Genomic DNA, 23,968 nt, shown 5'->3' on the forward strand with positions numbered 1-23,968 from the left:
AGGCTGTCCATTAAAAAAAAGAGGGGGATGCGATCGCATCCCCCTCTTTTCTTAACCCTAACTACTTATAGTAGTTAGACTTCATTTTTCTCCCTGCGCTAATCCCCTTTCTTAAGCCCCCTTTTTAAGGGGGCTTGGGGGTATCAGATGTCTGCCTGGCAAAAGTAAAATGGTATTACTTCATAGAAGCTGCCATTTCTTCCTGAATCTTGGCCTTAGCTGCTTTAAATTCAGTAGCCATTTGCTCTTTTTGCTCGTCGCTACAATTTTTGTCAATTGCAGCGAACATGGTGCTTTCTTCTTGACGAATGTGATCGCCAACCGCTTCCATCAACTGTTTGATTTTCGAGCGGAACGCATCAGCATCAGCAGGACTCATAGACTTGATTTCATCCAGCATCTGCTTCATTTCGGCTTGCTCATCATACAGCTCTTGAGTATCACCTTCACCGTAGAAGGGGCGAACTTTCGGATACACAACTTGCTCTTCTGCTATAGCATGAGCCGTCAAATCTTTGTAAATCTGCCCAAAATACTCTTGGAGCTTTTGAGGATCTTTAGTAGTTCCAACTTCCGTAAACAGGGTATTAACCTTGTTGTGATCCAGCCGGATTAGGGTCTGGATGTTCATATCCTGCTTGTCAGTGTTTTGGGTGATGACACTACCCGCTACGCCTGATAGTGCTGCTACAGCATCCTGAACCCGCGCCCACAGTCCCTGATCTGCGTCTTTCCCAGTTAGTTCGCGGACACCAACAAGTTCCAGCAATCCTTTAAGCTGTTCCTGATGAGCGCGGTTTTCAAAGTTAACCGTGTTCAAAGGCCCGATTGCCACTTCAATATCAGCGCCAACAACTTGAGCCGCTTTATGAACAACAATTCCGCTCATTACCTGACCGTGCTTGAGCAGTTCGTGTTGAATTAATTTCTGGTAAAAAGACAGTTCCGAGCCTGACATCATTTGCTCAGCCTGTTCCACAAATTTTTTCATGGTGTCGTGGGGTTCAGACTGAATGCCGTACTGAACAAGAACTGTTTCCAGAACGCCCAAGTTTTTCTGGTCGTCAGCGAGCATATGTTGCAAACGTTCCCGAACATCTTGATGGGGAGCAGAACTTATCAGTTTTTGCTCAGTGGAAATTAATAAATTTTGGATCGCTCTCATGTCTGCCAATTTTTGTGCGATCGCCATGCGCTTTGTATCATCAAGCGTCGTTACCATTTGTATTTCTCCTGTCAAATTCTCATTAAAGATATATCCTAATCATGTCACAGTAATTTTAGTAATTACATCCTTCTCTCGACCGATCAAAAAAGCTAATTATTTGATTAAATATCGCAGTACCGTTGGCGACAGGCAGAATGCCTATTGTACAGTTTTACAAATGAAATAGCATCGCTATATGCGCCTTCATACACAGCCTAATAAAAAAATTTCCACCACTAACCATGTGGTGGAAATAAAGAACTCTAGCCTTTAAAGGCGATTATTAAATTGCCCTTATTATGAATTTGCTTCAGCTTACTTACTGGAAGCAGCAAACTGATCTTGTACCTTGCTCTTAGCAGTTTTGAACTGGGTAGCCATTTGCTTCTCTTGCTCGTCGCTGAAGTTGTCGCGAATTTTCGCAAACATTTCGTTCTCTTCTTGCTGTACGTGATGCATAACAGCTTGCATCAACTGAGAAAGGTGTTGTTTGAAATTGGAGGCAGAGGGGTTGAGAGACTTAATTTGCTCCAACATCTGCTTCATTTCAGCTTGCTCATTGTACAGATTCTGAGTGTCTTGGTAGTAAGAACGAACTGCGGGATAAACAATTTGTTCTTCAGCTTCCGAGTGTGCAGTTAGGTCTTTGTAGATTTGACCGAAATACTCTTGCAGCTTTTGAGGATCGTCAGTAGCTTGAGCTTGCGCGAACAGGGTATTTACTTTAGCGTGATCCATTCTGATAAGATCGCGGATCTTCATCTCATCATCAGTGCGAGTAACCACACTACCCGCCACGCCAGTTAATGCAGCAACAGCATCTTGTACGCGGCCCCACAGCCCTTGATCTGGCTGTTTCCCAGTCAGTTCGCGAACACCTAAAATTTCTAGAATACCTTTCAGTTGCTCTTGGTGAGCGCGGTTCTCAAAGTTAAGGGTATTTAAAGGAGTGATGGCAGCTTCAATATCAGCACCAACAACTTGTGCCGCTTTATGAATGAGCAGTCCAGTCATAGTTTGCTTATGCTTAAGCAATTCATGCTGAGCTACTTTTTCAAAAATAGTAAGTTCAGAACCTTCCATTAGTTTCTGAACTTCTTCAATCACTTTTGTGCTTCCTTGTGAGGGTTCGGATTTGATACCGTATTGCACAATTACAGTGTCTAGAACGCCAAGGTTTTTCTGATCGTCGTTGAGCATATCTTGTATGCGGTGACGAATATCATCATCGGCAACCGCAGAGATAAATTTTTGCTCGTTGGCAATAAGAAGATTTTGCAGAGCTTTCATGTCTGCCAACTTCATGCCAATTGCCATGCGCTTTGCATCATCAATTGTCGTTACCATTCGTTGTTCTCCACTGATAAACATAGGATCGGAATCTATACTTACGATCACATTCGTTTTCAGTATATTCATCTCTCTTTTGACTGATACCCTTTGCTATCTAGGAAAACTCTATTAAACGGTAACTATATTATACAAAAATCTAAAAACCGAATTTTATACAAAACGCTTATTTTATTTATGGTTTTATTGAGTGTAGAGATGTTTATATTAAAAAAAATATCATCTATCTAAAATAGGATTTTGAAGCATAACAATCAACTATTTAGTTATAGGTACTTATATTTACCTCCAGAGGAATAGCTCTTTGCTTGTTTATTGAGAATAAAAGCTTAACCTTCCTTCCCCCGTCAGACAGATACACTTCTTAATACAGATCGCCTAAATTGACTCAATAATAGGACACTAGGAATTCCATCTTGTGACGACTAATAAAGATTCTTCTTTAGGGCAACAGGCGCTTAATAAAGCAGCAGAAATGGGGTTATCCAGCCAATTGGATGAAGCGGATAAATTGGAGGTGGATGTCGAAGCCGATCCACTTTCCCTGGTTCAGGGAAAGGTGGATTCAGTCACCATTGAAGGGGAAGGTTTGGTGATGCAGGGCGACCTCCGCATGGAGGAACTAGAGATGGAAATGACTAACATAGACATCAATCCTCTCAGCGCTGCTTTCGGCAAAATTGAACTGAACAAACCGACACGGGCAAGTACCCGTGTGGTTTTGACGGAAGCGGACATCAACCGTGCCTTCAACTCGGAATATGTCGGCAGTATGCTACAAAACCAGCAGGTGCAGGTCAATGGGCAACCAATGACAATTGACACCAAAAAGGTAGATTTCCGGCTACCGGGTGAGGGCAAAGTAGCATTGAATACCACCGTATTCCTACGCGAAACTGGAGAAACTAAGCAAGTTTCCTTCACAGCAGTACCCAGAGTTAGTGCCAATGGGCAGAACGTTTCTCTGGAAAACGTTCAGTATACTGAAGGCGAGGAACTATCGCCAGAACTAACAAAAGCGCTGTTAGATAAGGCAAGTGAGCTTTTGAATCTCAGCAATTTCGACTTGGAGGGAATGTCGCTGCGAATCAAACAGCTGAATGCGGAAGCGGGCAAATTAACACTGCTTGCAGAAGCACACGTCGAGAAAATCCCTTCAAGTTAACTATTTGTTATTTGTCAGTTATCGGTTGTCCTTGAAAAATGGCCATTAGCAATACACAATTAGCTATTAGCCAATTACCAATTACTAATTACCATGACGCAGACTCCAAATGTCCCTCCGCTTATTGAAAGTGATGAGTCAGATTATCGTGACAGTGGCGTGGCCAGTACGGTTGCGATCGCAGCCCATCCACTACATCCTTTAATCGTTACCTTCCCCATTGCCTTTCTCTCCTTAGCACCCGCAGCCGATCTCGCCTACTGGTGGACTAAAGATGTCTTTTGGGCGCAAGGGGCTTTCTGGATGTTAATCGTTGGCTTGGCAACTGCTGTAGTAGCAGCCATCACAGGTATGATGGACTTCCTGAAAATTGAACGAGTCCGCAAGCGTAGCGCTGGCTGGGCGCACATGGTACTTAATGTCACCGCTATGGTGCTGACCATTGTCAACCTAATATTCCGTTGGGGCAACACTTCTGGGGCAATATTACCTTTAGGACTAACTCTCTCAATAATTGTAGCGGCGCTTCTTGGTCTTTCTGGTTGGTATGGAGCCGAGCTAGTCTATAGACATAAAGTGGCTGTGATTGGGTACGGCGATCCAAACAGATAATTAAAGATTGGGGAAAATCCCCAATCTTTTTTAGAGTTTTAGTATTACGGGCATGGCGAAGGAAAAAGGCAAAAGGAAAAGAGAAAGCTAAATAATATTTTCTTAGCCTTTTGCCTTTCCCTTTGTTATCAAGGTTAGATAAATCCTTGCCCTTTCGGACGCTCATCGCCTTCATCTGTTAGGTTTCCTTCTTCATCGTGCTGCAAATTGGCTAGTTCCTCAGCGCGTTGTGCAGTTTCAGCTTGCTCTTGTTCCTTTAAGTCTCCGGGTTCGTTGACATACATTTCGGGTTCAATAGCATAGTTATTTAGTAGACCTTCTTTGTCTACCGTGTAACCCTCTGTTGTATTAATGCTTCCACCATCTGTTTGATCGTTAGTTGGAGACTTTTCCTCATCTCTTTGTGATGGAGTAGTTTTAAAAGCATTACCTTCTCTTTCTTTACGCGCTGCCGTCTCAGCGGGTACAATACCCCTGTCATAGGTATCGACATCTACACTAACTTCTGAATTCGTATTGGTTTCATTATTCATGACTATTTCCTCCTAACAAAGCAGCTTTATTAAATAAGATTGTAATTTTTTTGTATAATTATATACTCTACCTTTAGAGTTAATTTTACATATATAAAATAATTAGCCCATTATGGGGTATAGATTAATACCAGAAAAAACAAGGGAAATATATACGGATATAGTGCATAACTTCACGCTGGAAATAGCTAATGCTTCGAGACGGAACCCAAAGCTGGCGTATACTCATCACCATGCTCGTCATTGTGCCGCTAGGGTTATTCTCGAAGAGATACGACGGTTTTGCTTCTAAGTGGGTAAATGATTTTTCAGGAGATATTTTATACGAAACATTCTGGTGTCTATTCGTGTTTTTACTGTTTCCAACTCGCCAAGCTGCAAACCAAATTCCATTGGGCGTATTTAGTGTCACCTGCGGGATAGAATTTTTGCAACTATGGCACCAACCTGTTTTGGATTCGTTGCGCTCAACCGTGTTGGGAAAGTTGCTGCTGGGAACTACCTTTAGCTGGTGGGATTTCCCTCATTACGCTGTGGGCTGCATCATCGGCTGGTTATTTTTGCGGAAAATTGGAAAATTTGACTAGAGGAAAATCACAACTCGAAAATAAGTAGTAGGGGTATCATTGCCCACCCGACAGAAATATTTTAAAGAAACCATGAAGAAACAAGTAAAGGTTAAACCAAATTCCAAAAATCAAAAAATTGAGGAAGCTGCGGATGGTAGCCTTATAATAAATCTGAAATCGCCTCCTGTGGAGGGTAAGGCAAATGAGGAGTTAATTCAAATTTTGGCCAAAAAATTTGAGGTGTCAAAATCTAGAATTAGCATTAAGTTTGGTTTATCGTCAAGGAATAAGGTGGTTGAAATAGATATTGATTCATGATGTTTTCTGGTTTAAGTCAGCATTCCCAACTCAGAAACATTTTCCTTAAGGTGCTAACTACCGAAACCTAGCCCAAATAAATACACTTTAAGCAAGAGGTATCAACATGACACACGTCTTACTGGTAGATGACGAAGAGGCATTACGAGCTAGTCTCAGCTATGCTTTAATCAAAGAAGGTTATCAGGTGACAACTGCGGCAGATGGACAGACGGCGCTGAAATTGTTTCATAAACAGGTGCCGGATGTGATGATTTTAGATTTAATGTTACCTGGGATAGATGGCATGGAATTGTGTTGGCGCATCCGAGCTTTTTCTAATATTCCTATTTTGATGCTGACAGCTAAAGACCAGGATATTGATAAAGTTTGGGGTTTAGAAGCGGGTGCAGATGACTACATTACGAAGCCTTTCAATACTCGCGAACTTTTGGCACGGATAAAAGCAGTTTTACGGGGTCGTGCTGCTGGTAATGTCAATCAATAATCGGGATTTACCTGTGTTTAGCCCGCCCATATTTACCTTCAGGCAATTTGTCAGAAGTTTATCAAAAGCACATTTTCAAAATCCGAGGAGTTGATAGCCATTCGCATCCGCTGGAATTCAATTTACCGAAAACTTTTTCTCACTTACCTGGCGCTCACTGCACTGGGGACATCAATTTTGGCAAGCTATATCCTGTTTTCTTTCCATGCCTATTTTATGAGGACGAGACAGGGTGATTTAGATGTCTGGACTACTGCTTTAGGCGAAAGTGTAGCTGATGCGTTGGAGGAAAACGATCTCCGGCGGGTGGAATTGTTAGTACAACGCTACGGTTCGCCGGATTCAGTAACTCTGCGGATTTTGAGGCCAGATGGTCGCCTGCTGTTCACTTCTGCTCCCCAGCTAGATCAGCAAATAACTAATTGGTTTAGCGTTCCGGGAGTGAGGGAAGCGCTGCAAAATCAGCCGATGCAAGGGGTGGCGAAAGGTGTTCTGTCAAATGATGACAGGTTGTATGCAGCAAAGCCGATATCCCGCAACGGTCGCTTGCTTGGTGTTGTGCGGATGTCGATAACGCTGAATCAGTTTCAGCGTCAATTCCGGATAATTATTTTCACAGTTCTGGGAACTCTCTTCTTGACTGTTTTGCTGTGTGCGCTGATTAGCGAACGACTTGCACGCAATATTGCTAGACCAATCCAGGCGATGTGCAACTTTGCTATCCAGGTGGGTGCTGGTCATTTAGGCGAGAAGCTGAATATCCGTCAAAACGATGAGCTAGGTCAGTTAGCGATTGAGTTAAACCGGATGAGCGAACGACTGGCTTCGCTGGATAAGGAGAGGCGAGCATTCTTGGCGAATGTGTCTCACGAGTTGCGGACTCCGGTTAGTAACGTCCATGTGACTTTGGAGGCGCTTTCAAGTGGCGCTGATGAGGAACCGGAATTACGCGATCGCTTTATGCAAACTGCACAGGAAGAGACTATGCGCCTGTCGCGGCTAATTAAGGATTTGCTAGATTTGGGACGACTGGAAGCAGGCGTAACCGTACTTGAGAAGCAACCCATCAATCTGCGAGACTTGATTAATCGTGCTTCGCGAGCAATGGAGTCTCGGATGCGCTCTAAGGGTGTGGACATCAGCATCAATGTTCCTGATGTTGGGCTGCAAGGCGATCCAGAAAGGCTGTTGCAAGCTTTCCTGAATATACTTGATAATGCGATTAAGTTTTCGGTGCCGGATTCTCAGGTTTCTATTTCTGGAAGTGTAGAAGGTTCTCAGGTTGCTGTGCAAATTCGCGACCAGGGAGCGGGAATTAGCGATCGCGATCTTCCCCACATTTTTGAACAATTTTATACCGCAGATCGTTCCCGCAAAGGCACTGGTACTGGTTTAGGGTTAGCGATCGCGCGGCGAATTGTCGAAGCACACGGCGGAATTATTACCGCTAGTAGCACCCCTATTCAAGGTACAACTTTCACTTTTCGCCTTCCGCTTAATTCCTCCTCTGAGAAAAAGAACTAATCCGTAGGATGTGATCGCGATCGCGCACGGCGAGTAAATTAAGGATAGTAAGCCTTGAGGATATACGCGATCGCAGCGCAAAACTCTTCGTATTGCCCATTAGTATCAGGTTGCTCGAAGCCTAGAAGCAGCTTCTGTTTTTCCTCATCTGTGAGCGAGTCAATGACTTCCAAGATATCTTCAATTGCCGCACGACGCATGGCATTCAGCTTATCAATATTAAGTCCGAGTTTATCAATTGTTGTGTGGGCAGCAGATTTTTTCGCTGTAACCTCTGTTGCTAGAATCTGTCCATCATCGGTATATCTGAAGAACTCCGCACAGTTCGCATCTAGAGGCGAAACCATCCGATGCTCGTCGTACCAATCATCTTTCTTACTTCCACAATGCAGGGGTTCTCTACGTTCTCTTTCTCTTTGGCATGAAGCCAATAAATTTGTGTACTCCAGTGCTAAGTTTGGATAAGTTTTCCTGGGCTTTAGATGTTCGATATGGCTGGTGTCTCTGGTAATTCTCCTCCCGCAGTAGCAACAGATATAACCCTGCTCCTGCAACAAAGCATCATGCACCGTTGGTTTTTGTGGTGTGCGTAGGTCATCCCAAGTAGGTGTCCACTCCTCGTTTTTCTGACCTTTCCATTTTGAGAAGTCTGTCGGTTCCTTACCCTTGTGGATGTATCTCACCGACTCAGAATCTCCTTGCGCCGGATGGACACACTTGCTTTGACTAACTCAGGCTCATCAGCTCCAATTTCATCAGCAATTTGTTGACGTAATTGCCTAGCACCATCAAGATCACCCTTGTCGATGAGTCGAAACAACTCAAGAAGATCGTCCTTAAATTCTTGGGGACGGGCTGGAACACCCATGAGGTCTTCTAAAATACGATTGCTGTCTCTCCCGTAAGAACTTTCTGGACGTTTGGCAACAACTCCTTCAGATGTTGCTTCTAAAATGTAGATTCCATTAGGTTTGACTTCGCTGATTACCTGTGGCGAATGCGTTGTGACAATGAACTGACAATTAGGGAATGTTCTTGTTAGTGCGGGAATAATTTCGCGTTGCCATTTCGGGTGAAGATGTAGTTCAATTTCGTCAATGAGAACAACGCCCTCGCCTTGGAGCGGATTTGGTAGACCAGGGTTTGCGATCGCTAACCTTCTCGCCAAATCTCCCACCATTGCCATCAAGCCTTTCTCACCATCAGACAGCTGATTGACGATGAGTTCCTGACCTTGTTTTGTGGCAGTCATTCGTAAAGGCGATCGCCTAACCCGTAAATTGGAGAAACCAGGCATCAATGAAGATATGGCTTGTCTCACTGCTTCTAACTGGTGATCCCGGTAATCTAGGTTATCGCGCCGTTCTTCGTTTTCCACATCTTCCAAAAGTCTAAACCATTGAAAAAAATTAACAAAGCCTATTTGTGTCCCTGCGATCGCCTGTTCATAGGCATTTATTTGAGCGAAGTGATTCTTCTTCGGAATCTCTAAGGTAATATCAAGAACTGCACGATTAACGGGGTAATAGACTGCTAGAGGTAAGTTGGCTTCAGGACTTACTTGCCACTGACGACGTAGGTCATTAGTAACTGACTCTAACTCGCTAAGGTTGATGCCTGTAACTATGCCTCTTACTTCCTGAGCTGTAGTGAGAGACCAATTTACTTCCTGGGAGTCGAGTAAAAGTGTAATCTCATTGTAGGTCTGATTGTTTCCAATTTTTATGTCTTGTTCCTTGTAGTAACGTCCTTTTGCTAGGTCTCTTTCCCGCTCGCTAGAGGAAACTAAACCCTGCTGTTTTATCAATGTAGTTCTAGATTCAGGATTAAATTGAATCGGTGCTATAAGCCAAGACAACAGAACGGAGATAGAATCGAGAATACTGGATTTTCCCACTCCGTTGATACCGATTAGTACATTTGGCTCCTCTGTTTGGAAATCTAGCGTCATGTCGCTGATTCCCCGAAATGAAGTCATTTTTAGACGCTTGACTTTCATAAGTTTGAATTAAGCTGATTGCAGTGGAATAACACCTTTGTCAAAAACGCGGTTATTGGTGCCGATGCCGCTAATTACTATTTTGTCTGCAAACACATCCAATGCAGCAAAACTCAACTCGCTGACAGAATGCGCCGTCCATTCTGAACGTCCGACTTTACGAACTCCTGCGCCAGCACCACAAGTTAGATAAGTAGTACCGTTAATAGGCTTTGTGCGCTCATAGTTGTGGTCGTGACCGTTGATGTAAAGTTGCACACGGTATTTTTGGAAAAGCGGAGTTAGTGTTTCGATAAAAGGTTCGTTTACTCCGTATTCACCAGATGAGTAAATCTGATGATGACCAACAACGATTTTCCAAGGCGCATCGCTGCTGCTGAGTTCTTGTTCTAACCAAGTTAGTTGAGCCTTCCAGTCAGCATTATTATTGGTATCTAGAGCAAAAAAATGTACTGGGTTGCGCCGAAATGTGTAGTAACGTCGCCCCTGCATATTAAAGGCTGGATAATTAACTTGAGGGTCGCCGTTATCTGTGCGGATGTCGTGGTTGCCTAGAACAGCTTGAAATTTGACACCCTGTTGCAATAAAACTTGATAAGGGCGCTCAAAAACATCAACAATTTTCTCAATTTCACCATTGTTGTAGATGTTGTCACCAGCCAGGATTGCCAAATTAAAGGGCTTTAGCTGCTGATAACGACTCATGGCTGCTGCTACAGCATATTGACCTTTTGCACCAGTTCCTGTGTCTGCCACCGACACAAAGCGTAGTAGCGGGGTTCCTAGCGTTGACTCAGGCGTTGCTGGTTCGGCGGCAAGATTGAAGGAGACAGCACTCGTAGCCCTTTGACTGCGGAGTGCCTTTGCCAGAAAAGCTAGACCGAAACCACTGAGGGTGCTTAAAACTAGAAAGTGACGGCGTTTAAGGGGCATAGATTAAAAGTTAAGTCAGTTGATTGCAAGTCAGATAAAAGCAGAATAGCAAAGTGGTAGATTAGGGCTGTGAAGGCAGCATCCGGTAAGAATCTACCGCGAGTAGCGCATACGCGCCTACGCCGGAGGCGATCGCAATTATTTTTGCTGCTTTTAAGGGAGATTCCATGTCAGAAGATCAAACAAATCAGCCAAATATACCAAACCCAGCACCGAAAAAGGTGACACCACCGCCCATCCGCCAATCGTTTCTGAAAGCTCAAAGCATTAAGATTCTGCGGGGGACAATTAGACTGCTTGAAGGGACAGTAGAGAAATTGGAAGAGCGACCAACGGCTACCTCCCAAATTACAACTGCCAAGCCAAGCCTTCTGGAACGTTTTTTAAGTTTGTGGAATGGCATTATAGGGATAATCCGCTCTTTCCTGCCAACATCGCTGAATCAAAAGCTTTCTGATACGGCTTTGAGTGGCGCGATCGCAGTCGTTCTCGTTCTACTACTCTGGACAACAACTACCCTTATACCTGGGAAACCGACTGAAGTAGCTGAGGTTCCTCCCGCAGCAACGCCTGTTCCCGAACAGATATCTTCTCCTGAACCAACGCCTGTTCCAGTTGCGCCTGTTCCGGAACCAACACCGCCTCCCGCCAACATCGACACGCCTCCAGAATTAAAAGCGCCAGAAGCACCCCAAGCCGTGGAAATTGCCCCACCGCCTCCCCCAGTGCTAACCCCAGAACAAAAATTGATTGCTTCTATTCAAGATCAAGTTGCCCAAACTACTACCCAATATGCAAATGGGCTAATTGGGTCTATTCAAGCTAACTTTCCCGCTAGTCTTCTAGTCGTCCAAGTCAGTGATGCTTGGTACGACCTCAATTTATCCAAACAGGACAAGTTAGCAGGCGAAATGTTGCAACGCGCTAAAGAACTCGACTTTAGCAAGTTGGAAATCTCTGATTCTCAAGGTACGCTTTTAGCCCGTTCTCCTGTGGTGGGAGACAAAATGGTAATTCTCAAGCGCCGCGTACTCGCCGCAGGTTAGGAATGTGGATTTAATAACTTACAGAATTTGCGATTGGTAGGGCATGGCAATGCTATTTGCGATTGGTAGGGGCATGGCAATGCCATGCCCCTACGAAACCAGAGACGCGAAATTTCGCGTCTCTCTTTTTATATTTATCTACCTTCGACTGCGCGCACAGACTGGGGTGGTGTTCTAAAATCTAAACTTTGTTCTGGTAGCATCCAGGTAATCAGCAATCCCTGAATAGCACCTACTGCAACCAACCCCCATATAAAACCTGTCTTTTTTATGGCTCGTGGCAACGTGTTCATAAAATTACCCTAAGTAGTGCCTTCCGGCAATTCCGAATACTTTTTTTGACCCCAATCTAACTACAGTGATCCTCTGGTGGCATCTACCTATAGGAGTATATCCAGGGAATTACCTACGTACTTAAGAAAATGTTGTGGAATTTGGTGAACTACTTAGGCGCAAATTATTAAAGTTTTATTTTATACATCCCCAATATTGCTAAGAACTATTGTTGCTGGCTATTAGGAAAAACAGCTCTGTAGGCTTTTACGTTAATATCGATACCTGTAATCGCCGTACCAACAACGACGGCATAGGCTCCCAGTTCCAGCGCTTGCTTTGCCATCTGGGGTGAGGCAATGCCACCTTCACAAATGACTGGAACGTTTAGCTGTTCTACCATCTGGGCTAGTAAGTCAAAGCCTGGGGGAATTAGATGTTTTGTAGCGGCAGTATAGCCGTAGAGGGTGGTGCCTACGATATCTGCACCTGCGGCGGCGGCGGCTAGAGCATTCTCTATCGTATCCACATCTGCCATCACTGGCTTACCTAGTTCATCGTGAATTCGGCTAATCAGTGTTTGTAGTGTCTCGTCATCTGGGCGATCGCGTAATGTGGCATCAATAGCGATAATGTCTGCACCAGCGATCGCGATCGCTTGCGCGTGATGGAACTGCGGAGTAATGTATACTTCGTAACCCGGTATCTGTTGTTTCCACAGACCAATTATCGGTAATTTAACCTTTTCGCGTACTGCCTTTATATGAGCTGGCGTATCAATACGCACTCCCACAGCCCCATTGAGGATAGAAGCGTGCGCGATCGCGGCAATAACTGACGGCTCGTGCAGGGGCGACTCAACCGGAGCCTGACAAGATACAATCAAACCTTGACTCAAAGCGTTTAATGTGTCGCTGCTACGGGGGAAAACAAAATCGTGCATCGTCTAGCCGCTACTCCTGGGGGATGGAATCCTCAAGCTGAGGGTGTCATTTTTATTGAGCAAACACCTGCTCCCATCGTCTTGCTCACCGCAGCGGATACCGATATTCAAACCCTCGCCGCCGCAGTATCCAAATTGCCAGACTCATTTCCCTCGCTACGAGTTGTTAATCTCTTGCAGTTGCAGCAACAACTCAGTATTGATACTTACGCTGAAGAAGTGCTACAGCAGGCACAGGTAATTATTTTAAGGCTACTGGGAGGACGTTCCTACTGGTCTTATGGATTAGAAGTGGTGCGCCAGACAGTGGAAAGTACCCAGAAGTCGCTGTTTGTCTTACCTGGAGACGATCGTCCAGATCCAGATTTAATCAGTCACTCTACCGTAACTCTGGCATCTAGTAACCAGCTGTGGCGCTACTTTACCGAAGGCGGTGTAGAAAATTTCGTTAACGCCTTAAAATTTGTCGCTGATATCTGTCTAGGAAATACCTACAATCCACCGGCACCGCAAGAAGTTCCCCGCGTTGGAGTTTATCAGGGGCTGGGGACTGGGGACAAGGGACTAGGTACTAGGGACAAGAGACTGGGTAAGAGTCCTTCCAATCCCCAATCCCCAATCCCCAATTCCCAATTCCCAATCCCCAATTCCCAATCCCCAATCCCCAATCCCCAATCCCCAATCCCCAAAATTGGTATTTTGTTCTATCGCGCTCATTATCTAGCGGGAAATACATCTCCAATAGATGCAATATGTCAAGCTTTAGCTGAACGAAATTTAGAACCAATTCCCGTTTTTGTTTCTTCTCTGCGCGATCACGATGTACAAGAAGAATTATTGCAATACTTCCAACCGAAAGACGGCGAGGAAATTCAGCTTTTACTCAACACCACCAGCTTTTCTATCTCTCCCCTGAACTCCAACGAGGGCGCTACTTCAATTGTCGATTCTTCCGACTTATCGGGAAAACCTACTCCTACCATTCCTTTATCCCTAGATATTCCTACTTTGCAGGTAATCTTCAGCGGCGGTACGGTGGAACAGTGGAAGAGTGGATTTCAAGGGCTTTCGCCGCGCGATATGGCGATGAATGTGGCTTTACCAGAGGTGGATGGGAGAATCATTAGTCGTGCGGTTTCTTTTAAGGCTGTGCAAACCCGGAATCCTCTGCTGCAAACGGATGTTGTGGTTTATGAACCTGTGCGCGATCGCATTCAATTTGTCGCTGATTTAGCATCTAACTGGGTACGTCTGCGCCAAACTCCACCACAACAGCGAAAAATTGCTTTAATTTTGGCAAATTACCCTAATCGCGATGGGCGTTTAGCTAATGGTGTCGGGTTGGATACTCCAGCAAGTTGTGTAGAAATACTTAAGGCTTTGCAACAGGCTGGGTATTGTGTGGAAAATATTCCCGCTACTGGTGATGAGTTAATTTCGCGTTTGACTGCTGGGGTGACTAACGATCCGGAGGGGCGGGAGTTGCGTCGGGTGCAGCAGAGTTTGGCTTTCGAGGAGTATCAAGAGTATTTTTCTAGTTTGCCAGAAGCGGTGCAGCAAGGAGTATGCGATCGCTGGGGTTCGGTTTTGGAAATGAACCACCCAGGCGCAGAGGAAGAGAAATTTTTTGCTGTTGCTGGTTTACAGTTGGGTAATGTTTTTGTAGGAATTCAACCTGCGCGTGGTTATGATATCGACCCTAGTTTAAATTATCATGCTCCAGATTTGGAACCGCCTCATAGTTATCTGGCTTTTTATTATTGGGTGCGGCAAGTTTTTGAGGTTGATGCGTTTGTTCATGTGGGGAAGCACGGGAATCTAGAATGGCTTCCGGGTAAAAGCGTGGGTCTTTCAAGTAATTGTTATCCGGAAGCAGTGTTTGGGCCTTTGCCTCACTTGTATCCTTTTATTGTTAACGATCCGGGGGAAGGTTCTCAAGCTAAACGTCGCGCTCAAGCTGTAATTATAGACCACTTAACTCCGCCGATGACTAGGGCTGAACTGTATGGCCCTTTGCAACAGTTGGAAGGTTTAATTGATGAATATTACCAGGCTGAAAGTTTAGATCCTTCAAGATTACCAGCGATCAGTTCTCGCATTGCCGATCTAGTTTTTCAGGAAAATTTACACCAAGATTTGAAAATCAAAAAAGAAGATAATTTTGAATTGTCAATTTTAAATTATCTGGATGGTTATTTGTGCGAATTGAAAGAAGCTCAAATACGTGATGGATTGCACATTTTTGGGCAATGTCCGCAAGGGCGACAACTGCGAGATTTGATAGTCGCGATCGCACGTCATCCCGGAAGCGATCGCAAAGGCTTAACGAGAGCGATCGGTATTGATTCTAATCTAGATTTCGACCCTCTCACAGCAGATCCTTCTCAACCTTTTGTAGGACAGGGGTGTCCTACAAGATATCAAATTGTCGGCGATGTCATTGAGGCATTAGAACAACAAGCCAGCGCGTTAGTAGAACAGCTGATGCTCGGAAACCCCCCTAACCTCCCCGTCAACGAGGGAACAGTAAAACGCGAATTAGACTGGATACGTCGCTACCTTCTCCCTTCCCTCCAACAAACCAACCAAGAAATCTCCAACTTGTTACGAGGATTAGACGGGGGATATGTGCCTAGTGGCGCATCTGGCGCACCAACGCGAGGACGACCTGATGTTTTGCCTACTGGTCGCAATTTTTACTCGGTTGATATCCGATCAATTCCCACAGAAACAGCCTGGAGTGTAGGACGAAAAGCGGCTGAAGCTTTAATTGAACAATACACCCAGGAACACGGAGAGTATCCAAAAACACTCGGATTGTCGGTATGGGGAACGAGTACCATGCGAACTGGTGGCGATGACTTGGCGCAAGCAATGGCATTGATTGGAGTGCAGCCAGTTTGGGATGGTGCCTCGCGACGAGTGGTAGACTTTGATATATTGCCAGTCTCAGTTTTAGGTCGTCCCCGCGTGGATGTGACGCTGAGAATTTCTGGATTTTTCCGCGATGCTTTCCCTAATTTAATCGATTTATTCGATCAAGCTGTAGCCGCAGTGGCGGCGTTAAAGGAACCAGCAGAACAAAATCCTTTAGCAGCGCAAGTATCCCAAGAAACCGAGTTTTGGCAAAATTCTGGGTTGAGTCAAGAACAAGCCCAAATGCGATCGCGTTATCGCATCTTTGGTTCTAAACCTGGTGCTTATGGTGCTGGATTGCAAGGTTTAATTGAAGCACAAAATTGGACAGATGACCAAGATTTAGCCCGTGCTTACATCAACTGGAGCAGTTACGCTTACACTAGCACCTCTCTCCAACCCTCGACAGGGGAGCTAGGGGGAGTTAGCGCCCCAGAAGCCTTCCAGAAGCGTCTACAGCAAATGCAGATAGTATTGCACAATCAAGATAACCGCGAACACGATTTACTAGATTCTGATGATTACTATCAATTTCAAGGCGGTTTAACAGCAGCGGTTCGGGCTTTAAGTGGCAAGAATCCGCAAACATATTTTGGCGATAATTCTCTTCCCGAAAATCCGAAAGTTCGGCAACTGAGCGAAGAGATTACACGAGTTTATCGTTCCCGCGTCGTGAATCCTAAATGGATTGCTGGTGTCATGCGTCACGGTTACAAAGGCGCATTTGAAATGTCAGCAACAGTAGATTATTTATTCGCCTACGATGCGACAGCTAACTGCGTAGAAGATTTCATGTATCAAGGAGTAGCAGAGGCGTATTTATTTGACTCAAATGTACAAGATTTTATCCAGCAGAAGAACCCTTGGGCGTTAAGAGATATGGCAGAAAGATTGCTAGAGGCTAATCAACGCGGTTTGTGGCAAAACGTTGATAAAGAAATACTGGAAAAATTGCGAAACTTAGTGCACCAATCCGAAGCCGTCATCGAAGGTATGACAGCAATCGTTACAACTGATGAGTTAGGTTAGTTAACCTAGAAATAAGGAAAGTGAGGTGAATTGCAATGTCAGAACAAATGACTTTGGCAGAGTTAGCCGATTATGGGGTGACAATTCCCCCAACACAAGATGAACTTCCCTACAGTGATGGTATCCCTATGGAAAGTCAACGCCATGTTTTGCAAATGCAAATGCTCATAGATATCTTATTGCTGCTGTGGGCAGAACGTCAGGATGTTTTCGTCGGCGGAAATATGTTTGTGTACTACAGTTTAGAACAGGTACGCAATAAAGATTTTAATGGGCCAGATGTTTTTGTGGTGCTAGATGTACCCAGACGAGAACGCAAAAGTTGGGTTGTCTGGGAAGAAGGCAAAGCACCAGATTTGGTAATTGAATTATTATCAGAAAGCACCGCAATTCGGGATAAAGTTGAGAAAAAGCAAGTTTATCAAAATCGCTTGCGAGTCCCAAATTATTTCTGGTTCGATCCCTTCAGTGGTGAATTGGCAGGTTTTGCCTTGCAAAATGGTGTCTATACAGAGATTCAACCTGATGCTCAAAATCGACTAATCAGCCAGCAGTTAGGGTTGGCGTTGGTACGATGGGAAGGAATTTACCAGGGAGTAACCGCCCGTTGGTTGCGTTGGGAAACCCTAGAAGGCGATTTGCTGCCAACAGCCGAAGAGTTGGCTTCCCTGGAACGGCAACGCGCAGAAGAGGCGACTAGGCAGATGCAAGCAGCGCAACTGCAAGCCGCAGAGTTAGAGTCAATGCTGGCTCGTTATCGCGATCGCTTTGGAGAACTACCTGACTAAATGCTGAATGTCTACTAACATGATTTTTCAGAACCAATAAGGCTCTTAACATTTTTTATTACTAATAAATGTTAACGGTGTAACGTCAAAAAAATGCAAGATTATTTCATATTTTTCTTCAAGCCTATTGGTTAAGCTAAAAGAAGACGCCAAAGGTGAGGAAATTCTATGACCGCTTTTTCTGGTGCTAACTTAAAGCGCTCGGCATGGCAAACAACAGTCATGTTTACGCTGGCCTTCTGGCTAAGTGGCAGTCTGATTTTGGACTGGGTAATTATGCCCAGTATGTTTGCTACAGGAATGATGACTGAACCTGGATTCGCCACAGCAGCTTATTCAATCTTCTGGATTTTTAATCGCATCGAATTATTGTGCGCCGCTTTAGTATTAACAGGAATTTTGGTTCTAAACCGCACTCATATTGCATCTTATCTGGCAGGACGCAAAGTTATTTTCTTATCTTTGCTGTTGCTAACAATCGCCATTATTGATACATATTTCTTAACACCGCATATGAGTGCTTTGGGAATACAACTCAATCTTTTTGATGCTGTTGCCGAGACTCCGGCGGGTATGAATCAGCTACACGCAGGTTATTGGGTATTAGAAGCAGTGAAACTTATTGGCAGTGGTACGCTGTTAGGTTTGTGCGATCGCGATCGCTAATATAGCAATTCTAAACAAGTTGTAAAATATTTTACTCGTTCCTAGTCTCAGACTAGGAACGAGTATTTGTATGCTCTGCATCCATTAAACAGGAAGATCCAAACGAGGTTTAAAGGTTTCGATTTGGCGCAGCTTTTCGTAAAGTTCTCGTTCCTGGGGACTGACAGATGGGGGAACCGCAATTTGAATCTCAACTAACTGATCGCCGCGATTACCATTACCAGTAGGGTAGCCTTTACCAGCCAGACGCAGACGCTTCCCGTGTCCGACACCGCTGGGAACTTTCATTTTCACCATACCATCGAGAGTTGGAACTTCCACAGCTCCTCCCAACACCGCTTCACTCGGCGTAACTGGTAATTGGCAGAAAATATCTGAACCTTCTAGTTTAAAGAAAGGGTGGGACGATACGGTAATTTTCAGATACAAATCGCCACCACCAATGCCTTGATTTTTTAACCGGATGCGTTGTTGATTTAACATTCCCGGTGGCATATCAACTTCCAGACTTCGCCCATCTTCCAGACGAATTCGTTCTCGCCCTCCCTGATAAGCTTTTTCTAGTGGCATCGTTAATCTAGCTTCCACATCGCGACGAGTTTGGCGTGAAGGAACAGTGTAAGCGGTTCTGGTGTTACCGGGGCGAAATTCGTCAGAGGCAGCAACTCTAGGGTTTGTATTGCTTGGGGGTGTTTGTGTCGTCTTTGTTTGGCGACGACCTAACAGAGTATCGACAAAGCTGGGAAAGTCCGGATACTCCTCATAGTTTAATTCTTCAGTGGAACTGCGACCATTCCCACTGCGATCGCTCCAACTTTTCCCAGTTGTAGTTTTTCCCGTCCTTCTGGTACCAAATCCTCTCTGGTTCCAGAAGCGGCTGAACTTATCGTACTCAGATCGCTTACCCGTATCGGAGAGAATATCGTAGGCTTCACCGATTTCCTTGAACTTTTCTTCTGCTGTTTCATCTCCCGGATTAACATCGGGATGATACTGCCTCGCTAGCCGTCGATACGCCTTTTTAATTTCTTCACCGGTAGCATCTCGATTCACACCTAGAATCTGGTAGTAGTCCCGAAAATTTTGCATACGTCTATTTTTGATTTTAGAAATTAGTTTTTAGATTTTAGATTGTAGATGGCAACCCAAAATCTAAAATCCCAAATCCAAAATCCTTAGAGCCAATCATCATCATCATCATCCCAATCATCATTAGGTTGGACTTTTCTGGAAGTAGGGCGGTAGGAACTGCCGCTATCACGACTATACCGCTCTCTACCTGCACCTCCGGAGTAGCGACGGTCATCATCCCGATCGCGATAGCGTATGTTGTCATCCCGATCGCGATAACGTATGTTGTCATCCCGATCGCGATCGCGCAATCCCTCACCAAACAGCGAATCACCCTCTCCAGAGAACGTGCGCCGAATCGATCCAAAAAAGTCATCCTCATCCTCAGCCGCTTCCAGCCGCACCTCTCGGTTAAGCTCATAAAGGGCATCCTGAAGATCGCCTTGCGCCCGATCTATAGCGCGATCGTCGTCACGCTTCATGCTCTCGCGCAGTTCCTGAACTAAAGATTCTATGCGCCGCCGCTGTCCTGCTGCAAACTGCATCCCATAAGTCAGCGCTACTTCCCTGAGTTGCCGTTCTGCCTTCAGAACTTCCGCTTCAGCACGGTTGCGCTTCTCCACCCGTTCCCGTCGTTGTCTGTCTTCTGCGGCATATTCTTCCGCATCCTGAATCATCCGGTTAACTTCACCCTCACTGAGAGTAGAAGCCCCTTGAATAGTAACGCTCTGTTCTCTGCCGGTAGTTCTATCTAAGGCAGTCACCTGTAGAATTCCGTTGGCATCAATATCAAAAGCCACCTGAACTTGGGGGACTCCTCGCGGGGAAGGAGGAATGCCAGTCAGCTTAAATCTTCCCAGAGATTTATTATCAGATGACATTTCTCGTTCGCCTTGGAGGACGTGAATTTCCACCACCGTTTGGTTATTTTCCGATGTCGAGAAGATATCCGAGCGTCGCACGGGTATAGTCGTGTTACGCGGGATCAGTTTCTTCATCACGCCGCCAATGGTTTCCAAACCAAGGGATAGGGGAGTTACATCTAGCAGCAGTACATCCTTAACTTCACCAGCCAGAATTCCCGCCTGAACTGCCGCACCCACCGCTACCACTTCATCCGGGTTAACGTTCTCGTTTGGTTCTCTGTCAATTAAGCTGCGTACCAGCTGTCTTACAAGGGGAATGCGGGTACTCCCACCCACTAATACCACTTCGTCAATTCTGGATGGCGTGAGATTAGCATCAACTAAGGCGCGTTTTACAGGTGCCTTCAATCGACTCACCAAATCCCCACACAAACCTTCAAATTGGGAGCGAGTCAGCCTAGTTTCTACGTGTAACGGGCCTTCCTCCGTGGCGGTGATAAAGGGGAGGTTAATATCGGTGACGCCGACCCCAGAAAGCTCAATTTTCGCTTTTTCCGCAGCTTCCGTGAGGCGCTGTAGGGCTTGGCGATCGCGTCTTAAATCTATCCCTTCTGTTTCCAAAAATTGTTGTGCCAGCCAGTCCACAATTTTTCTATCAAAATCGTTACCGCCCAGCTGAGTATCACCGCTAGTTGCCTTAACTTCAAACACTCCATCCCCTACTTCTAGAATGGACACATCAAAGGTACCGCCACCCAAGTCAAACACCAAAATAGTTTGACTATCTTTGCGATCTAACCCATAAGCCAAAGATGCAGCTGTTGGCTCATTCAGAATCCGCAATACATCCAGTCCGGCAATTCTCCCAGCATCCTTTGTTGCCTGTCGCTGAGAATCATTGAAATAAGCTGGAACTGTAATCACCGCTCCCGTCACCGGCTCTCCCAAGTAGCGACTCGCTTCCGCTGCCAACTTTTGCAGTACCATTGCCGCTATTTCCTCTGGGGCAAATTCCCGCTTGAGTCGGGGGCATTTTATTTTAACGTTGCCCTCCTCATCCTTGCGAATCGTGTATGGGACTTGCTTAGATGTTGGAGTGAGTTCGCTGTACTTGCGCCCGATGAAGCGCTTCACCGCATAAAATGTATTTTGCGGGTTGAGAACAGCTTGGCGTCGCGCCATTTGTCCGACGAGGCGTTCTCCTTCTTTGCTGAAACCAACCACGGAGGGAGTAGTCCTCATGCCTTCTGCATTGGCAATGACAACGGGCTTGCCGCCTTCCATGACAGCTACTACTGAATTGGTTGTTCCCAGGTCAATGCCGACTACTTTACCCATGCCTAGTGTGTTCTCCTTGCCTTTCCTTAATATTTTGAGAACAAATACTTGGATTTATTCTATCTTGCTGTCAGGGATTGCACGGTATTTGGCAACGCCAGAAAGTTAGTTGACTAGATGAAACTCTATGATTTTTGCCAACTTAAGCTTTTTTTACCGCTTTGCTGCCATAATGACAGGCTGTCTGTTATTTATTGGTTGTTCTCGCACTCACCTAATCCAAGCTACCCCATCAAATGCGGTTGTCCAGCCTTTGGCCGCCACGACCGCGGCGAACATGAGCGATCGCTTGACGGAAGGAATAAATCAAGCTATGAGTGCTGCCATCAAGGCTCAATCGGCTAAATCTGCCCAAGACTGGGATCAAGTTGCCGAAGGATGGTTAAGTGCGATCGCATCTTTGCAATCAATTTCACCAGATAGCCCCGAACGAGTCTACGCCCAAAAAAAAGTCACCGAGTACATGAGGTCTTTGGAGGTAGCCCAACAAAGAGCAGCGGCAACCAGCTATCAATCACAATACCCTACTTTTAATAACCAGTTGCTTGACAATCAGCTGGTACTTTATTTATCCTACGTGGCTGCTGTTGGCCCACCTGATATTTTAATTGTCGGCAGTTCTCGGTCTTTGCAGGGTGTTGACCCAAGACAAATGCAGCAAGCTTTGGCAGCTAGAGGGATTTCCGGAAAGAAAATCTTTAATTTTGGGGTAAATGGCGCAACTGCTCAAGTAATTGATTTTTTAGTGCTGCGACTCTTGACACAAGACCAGTTGCCTAAATTAATCGTGTGGGCGGATGGAGTCAGAGCTTTTAACAGTGGACGAACCGATCGAACTTATAACCTTATTTTGGCATCTCCTGGTTATCAGCGCTTAATAAGTGGCGATCGCCCCCAGAGTAGTTCTCCACCAGATGATCCAAATACCATACACGCTAAGAGTTTGAACAACTTGGTTGTACAGAATCAGATAAACAATGTTGCTTCTAACACTGTTAGTTCTTTCAACCTTTTGCCATCCAACAGTGAAAAAATAATAGCTCAGAACAACGCAGAAGGCCTTACTACCGACTATTCGATAGCTGCTGTTGACGCTAATGGATTTCTCCCGGTAAATATCCGTTTCAATCCGCTAATTTACTATCGCCAAAAGCCGCGAGTTGCCGGACTCTACGATGCTGATTATGCCGCCTTCCAATTAGGAGGTAAGCAAGAAGTAGCTTTAAATAACCTGATGATATTTGCCAAACAGCGACGAATTCCTGTAGTTTTCGTCAGCCTACCTTTAAGTCAGGATTACTTAGACCGAACTCGCCAAAGGTATGAGCAACAGTTTCGGCGATATATGCAGCGACAAGCCACTGCTAAAGGATTTGTCTTTCTAGACTTATCGGGACAGTGGCGCAACCAAAATGGCTATTTTGCCGACCCCAGCCATCTAAATCGTTTTGGTGCTGCTGCTGTGGCAAATAGAATCGCCCGCGACCCCAGGATTTCTTGGCCTTGATAATAATTTTTAACGCAAAGGTAAGCACAATTTTTCCCCAGAATAATGCTGCTTCTTTGTTACATAAGGCGATTTCTTTGGCGTTAAATGAAAGGCAACCCGAAATGAGAGATACATGGGAATTATTAATTCCTGGTAGTTTTCGATGAACCTAAACGTCTAAAAAGTTATTTTAGCTGATAAAACAAGCAGACGAAATAACATCCGATGGGCAATTGGAACTGAGCGCATACTTAGCAAAAAGGCTCAGACATGGCGAGATTAAACGCCACTATGGCGCAATGTAAGGGAAGTTGTTGGTTTTTCGCGTCTAAAGAACAGGTTTTTTATTTAAACCTAAAACTCCTCATTCTCATCATAAGAATTAGTATTCGACCACTGTTGAAAAGTGACTTCATGCTCATAATAAGCTTGAGGATTTGGCGGATAACAAAGAGTAAATTTAGTGTGCTTAATCCTAACTGTATCCTCCAAGCGGCCTTGAATCATAATCACTTTTTGTAATAGCCGCTTATAAACCACCATACTTGGACAAATTACCTCCAGTTCAGTCATCCCGTTGTCGTGACGAGTAATTCTCCATTCACAATGACTAAACAACGCTTTAAGCGAGCCATTAAGCTTTAAATACAGGCGGTGTCGTTGATCCCGTACCGCCGCCAGCTCTCTAGAGAGTGCTGTATCTTGCTCAGAGAGTGGTTGAGGTGCATCGGGGCTGACTGCCTGACAGAAGTAGGTGAAAGCCAATAGCCGCGGGGAATTTGTGAAAAAGGGTAGAGGGACATGAGAGGCTAGAGTTACCACACAACAGCCATCTATTCATGACAA

General features: G+C 45.1%; 22 protein-coding genes. 11 read left to right on the forward strand and 11 right to left on the reverse strand.

The window, feature by feature from the left end; all coding sequences use genetic code 11:
* Positions 1–175 precede the first annotated feature (175 nt).
* Positions 176–1,222 carry a hemerythrin domain-containing protein gene (locus NDI42_RS06295; RefSeq protein ID WP_190460374.1) on the reverse strand — a complete coding sequence of 349 codons (1,047 nt, stop codon included), beginning with the start codon at positions 1,220–1,222 and terminating at the stop codon, positions 176–178.
* Positions 1,223–1,522: 300 nt separating this feature from the next.
* Complete coding sequence (locus NDI42_RS06300; protein ID WP_190460376.1) at positions 1,523–2,554, reverse strand: hemerythrin domain-containing protein; 1,032 nt, start codon at positions 2,552–2,554, stop codon at positions 1,523–1,525.
* Between the two features lie 421 nt (positions 2,555–2,975).
* Between NDI42_RS06300 and NDI42_RS06305 the strand changes: the two genes are divergently transcribed.
* Positions 2,976–3,722, forward strand: a complete 747-nt coding sequence (locus tag NDI42_RS06305; RefSeq protein WP_313931529.1) for an LmeA family phospholipid-binding protein — start codon at positions 2,976–2,978, stop codon at positions 3,720–3,722.
* Between the two features lie 93 nt (positions 3,723–3,815).
* Positions 3,816–4,334 (forward strand): DUF2231 domain-containing protein, encoded by a 519-nt coding sequence (locus NDI42_RS06310; protein WP_190460378.1) that lies wholly within the window; start codon positions 3,816–3,818, stop codon positions 4,332–4,334.
* 134 nt (positions 4,335–4,468) lie between these two features.
* On the opposite strand, the gene NDI42_RS06315 is transcribed toward NDI42_RS06310, so the two are convergent.
* Entirely contained in the window at positions 4,469–4,867 is a 399-nt protein-coding gene (locus tag NDI42_RS06315; RefSeq protein ID WP_190460380.1) for a hypothetical protein, read from the reverse strand.
* A gap of 191 nt (positions 4,868–5,058) precedes the next feature.
* On the opposite strand from NDI42_RS06315, the gene NDI42_RS06320 reads away from it, so the two are divergent.
* From NDI42_RS06320 to NDI42_RS06335, 4 genes are all read left to right on the forward strand, one after another.
* Positions 5,059–5,454 (forward strand): ribosomal maturation YjgA family protein, encoded by a 396-nt coding sequence (locus NDI42_RS06320; protein ID WP_190460382.1) that lies wholly within the window; start codon positions 5,059–5,061, stop codon positions 5,452–5,454.
* A 72-nt stretch (positions 5,455–5,526) separates the two neighbouring features.
* Positions 5,527–5,754 carry a DUF167 domain-containing protein gene (locus NDI42_RS06325; protein WP_190460384.1) on the forward strand — a complete coding sequence of 76 codons (228 nt, stop codon included), beginning with the start codon at positions 5,527–5,529 and terminating at the stop codon, positions 5,752–5,754.
* A 106-nt stretch (positions 5,755–5,860) separates the two neighbouring features.
* The gene (locus NDI42_RS06330) at positions 5,861–6,241 is read left to right on the forward strand and encodes a response regulator transcription factor (protein ID WP_190441953.1); all 381 of its coding nucleotides are present in this window, start codon (positions 5,861–5,863) and stop codon (positions 6,239–6,241) included.
* 216 nt (positions 6,242–6,457) lie between these two features.
* Positions 6,458–7,765 carry a sensor histidine kinase gene (locus NDI42_RS06335; protein ID WP_242017878.1) on the forward strand — a complete coding sequence of 436 codons (1,308 nt, stop codon included), beginning with the start codon at positions 6,458–6,460 and terminating at the stop codon, positions 7,763–7,765.
* A 38-nt stretch (positions 7,766–7,803) separates the two neighbouring features.
* Here the strand turns inward: NDI42_RS06335 and NDI42_RS06340 are convergent, their stop codons facing one another.
* Genes NDI42_RS06340 through NDI42_RS06350 form a run of 3 tightly spaced genes read right to left on the reverse strand, consistent with a single transcriptional unit; the run spans position 7,804 to position 10,697 of the window.
* Complete coding sequence (locus NDI42_RS06340) at positions 7,804–8,448, reverse strand: retron system putative HNH endonuclease (RefSeq protein ID WP_190460388.1); 645 nt, start codon at positions 8,446–8,448, stop codon at positions 7,804–7,806.
* Positions 8,445–9,764, reverse strand: coding sequence for an AAA family ATPase (locus NDI42_RS06345; RefSeq protein ID WP_190460390.1), 1,320 nt, complete (start codon positions 9,762–9,764; stop codon positions 8,445–8,447). Before NDI42_RS06345 ends, NDI42_RS06340 begins: the two co-directional genes overlap by 4 nt.
* Positions 9,765–9,773: 9 nt before the next feature.
* Entirely contained in the window at positions 9,774–10,697 is a 924-nt protein-coding gene (locus NDI42_RS06350; RefSeq protein WP_190460391.1) for a metallophosphoesterase, read from the reverse strand.
* 167 nt (positions 10,698–10,864) lie between these two features.
* Between NDI42_RS06350 and NDI42_RS06355 the strand changes: the two genes are divergently transcribed.
* On the forward strand, positions 10,865–11,743 hold the full coding sequence (locus NDI42_RS06355; RefSeq protein WP_190460393.1) for a hypothetical protein: 879 nt from the start codon (positions 10,865–10,867) through the stop codon (positions 11,741–11,743).
* Between the two features lie 134 nt (positions 11,744–11,877).
* Here the strand turns inward: NDI42_RS06355 and NDI42_RS06360 are convergent, their stop codons facing one another.
* On the reverse strand, positions 11,878–12,036 hold the full coding sequence (locus NDI42_RS06360) for a hypothetical protein (protein ID WP_190460395.1): 159 nt from the start codon (positions 12,034–12,036) through the stop codon (positions 11,878–11,880).
* A 206-nt stretch (positions 12,037–12,242) separates the two neighbouring features.
* Positions 12,243–12,959, reverse strand: coding sequence for an N-acetylmannosamine-6-phosphate 2-epimerase (locus tag NDI42_RS06365; protein WP_190460397.1), 717 nt, complete (start codon positions 12,957–12,959; stop codon positions 12,243–12,245).
* Between NDI42_RS06365 and cobN the strand changes: the two genes are divergently transcribed.
* The 3 genes from cobN (at position 12,954) to NDI42_RS06380 (ending at position 18,358) form a co-directional block, all read left to right on the forward strand.
* The gene (gene cobN / locus NDI42_RS06370) at positions 12,954–16,904 is read left to right on the forward strand and encodes a cobaltochelatase subunit CobN (RefSeq protein WP_190460399.1); all 3,951 of its coding nucleotides are present in this window, start codon (positions 12,954–12,956) and stop codon (positions 16,902–16,904) included. The two genes, NDI42_RS06365 and cobN, sit on opposite strands and share 6 nt — an antisense overlap.
* 35 nt (positions 16,905–16,939) lie before the next feature.
* On the forward strand, positions 16,940–17,692 hold the full coding sequence (locus NDI42_RS06375) for a Uma2 family endonuclease (RefSeq protein WP_242017879.1): 753 nt from the start codon (positions 16,940–16,942) through the stop codon (positions 17,690–17,692).
* A gap of 168 nt (positions 17,693–17,860) precedes the next feature.
* Complete coding sequence (locus NDI42_RS06380) at positions 17,861–18,358, forward strand: hypothetical protein (RefSeq protein WP_190460402.1); 498 nt, start codon at positions 17,861–17,863, stop codon at positions 18,356–18,358.
* 84 nt (positions 18,359–18,442) lie between these two features.
* On the opposite strand, the gene NDI42_RS06385 is transcribed toward NDI42_RS06380, so the two are convergent.
* On the reverse strand, positions 18,443–19,447 hold the full coding sequence (locus NDI42_RS06385; protein ID WP_190460404.1) for a DnaJ C-terminal domain-containing protein: 1,005 nt from the start codon (positions 19,445–19,447) through the stop codon (positions 18,443–18,445).
* Positions 19,448–19,533: 86 nt separating this feature from the next.
* Positions 19,534–21,633, reverse strand: a complete 2,100-nt coding sequence (gene dnaK / locus NDI42_RS06390; RefSeq protein ID WP_190460406.1) for a molecular chaperone DnaK — start codon at positions 21,631–21,633, stop codon at positions 19,534–19,536.
* 127 nt (positions 21,634–21,760) lie between these two features.
* Between dnaK and NDI42_RS06395 the strand changes: the two genes are divergently transcribed.
* Positions 21,761–23,140 (forward strand): D-alanyl-lipoteichoic acid biosynthesis protein DltD, encoded by a 1,380-nt coding sequence (locus NDI42_RS06395; RefSeq protein ID WP_190460408.1) that lies wholly within the window; start codon positions 21,761–21,763, stop codon positions 23,138–23,140.
* A 336-nt stretch (positions 23,141–23,476) separates the two neighbouring features.
* Here NDI42_RS06395 and NDI42_RS06400 read toward each other — a convergent pair whose 3' ends face one another.
* The gene (locus NDI42_RS06400; RefSeq protein ID WP_190460424.1) at positions 23,477–23,887 is read right to left on the reverse strand and encodes a hypothetical protein; all 411 of its coding nucleotides are present in this window, start codon (positions 23,885–23,887) and stop codon (positions 23,477–23,479) included.
* Between the last annotated feature and the right edge of the window lie 81 nt (positions 23,888–23,968).

Origin of the sequence: Funiculus sociatus GB2-C1, assembly GCF_039962115.1 — a bacterium.
Lineage (GTDB): Bacteria > Cyanobacteriota > Cyanobacteriia > Cyanobacteriales > FACHB-T130 > Funiculus > Funiculus sociatus.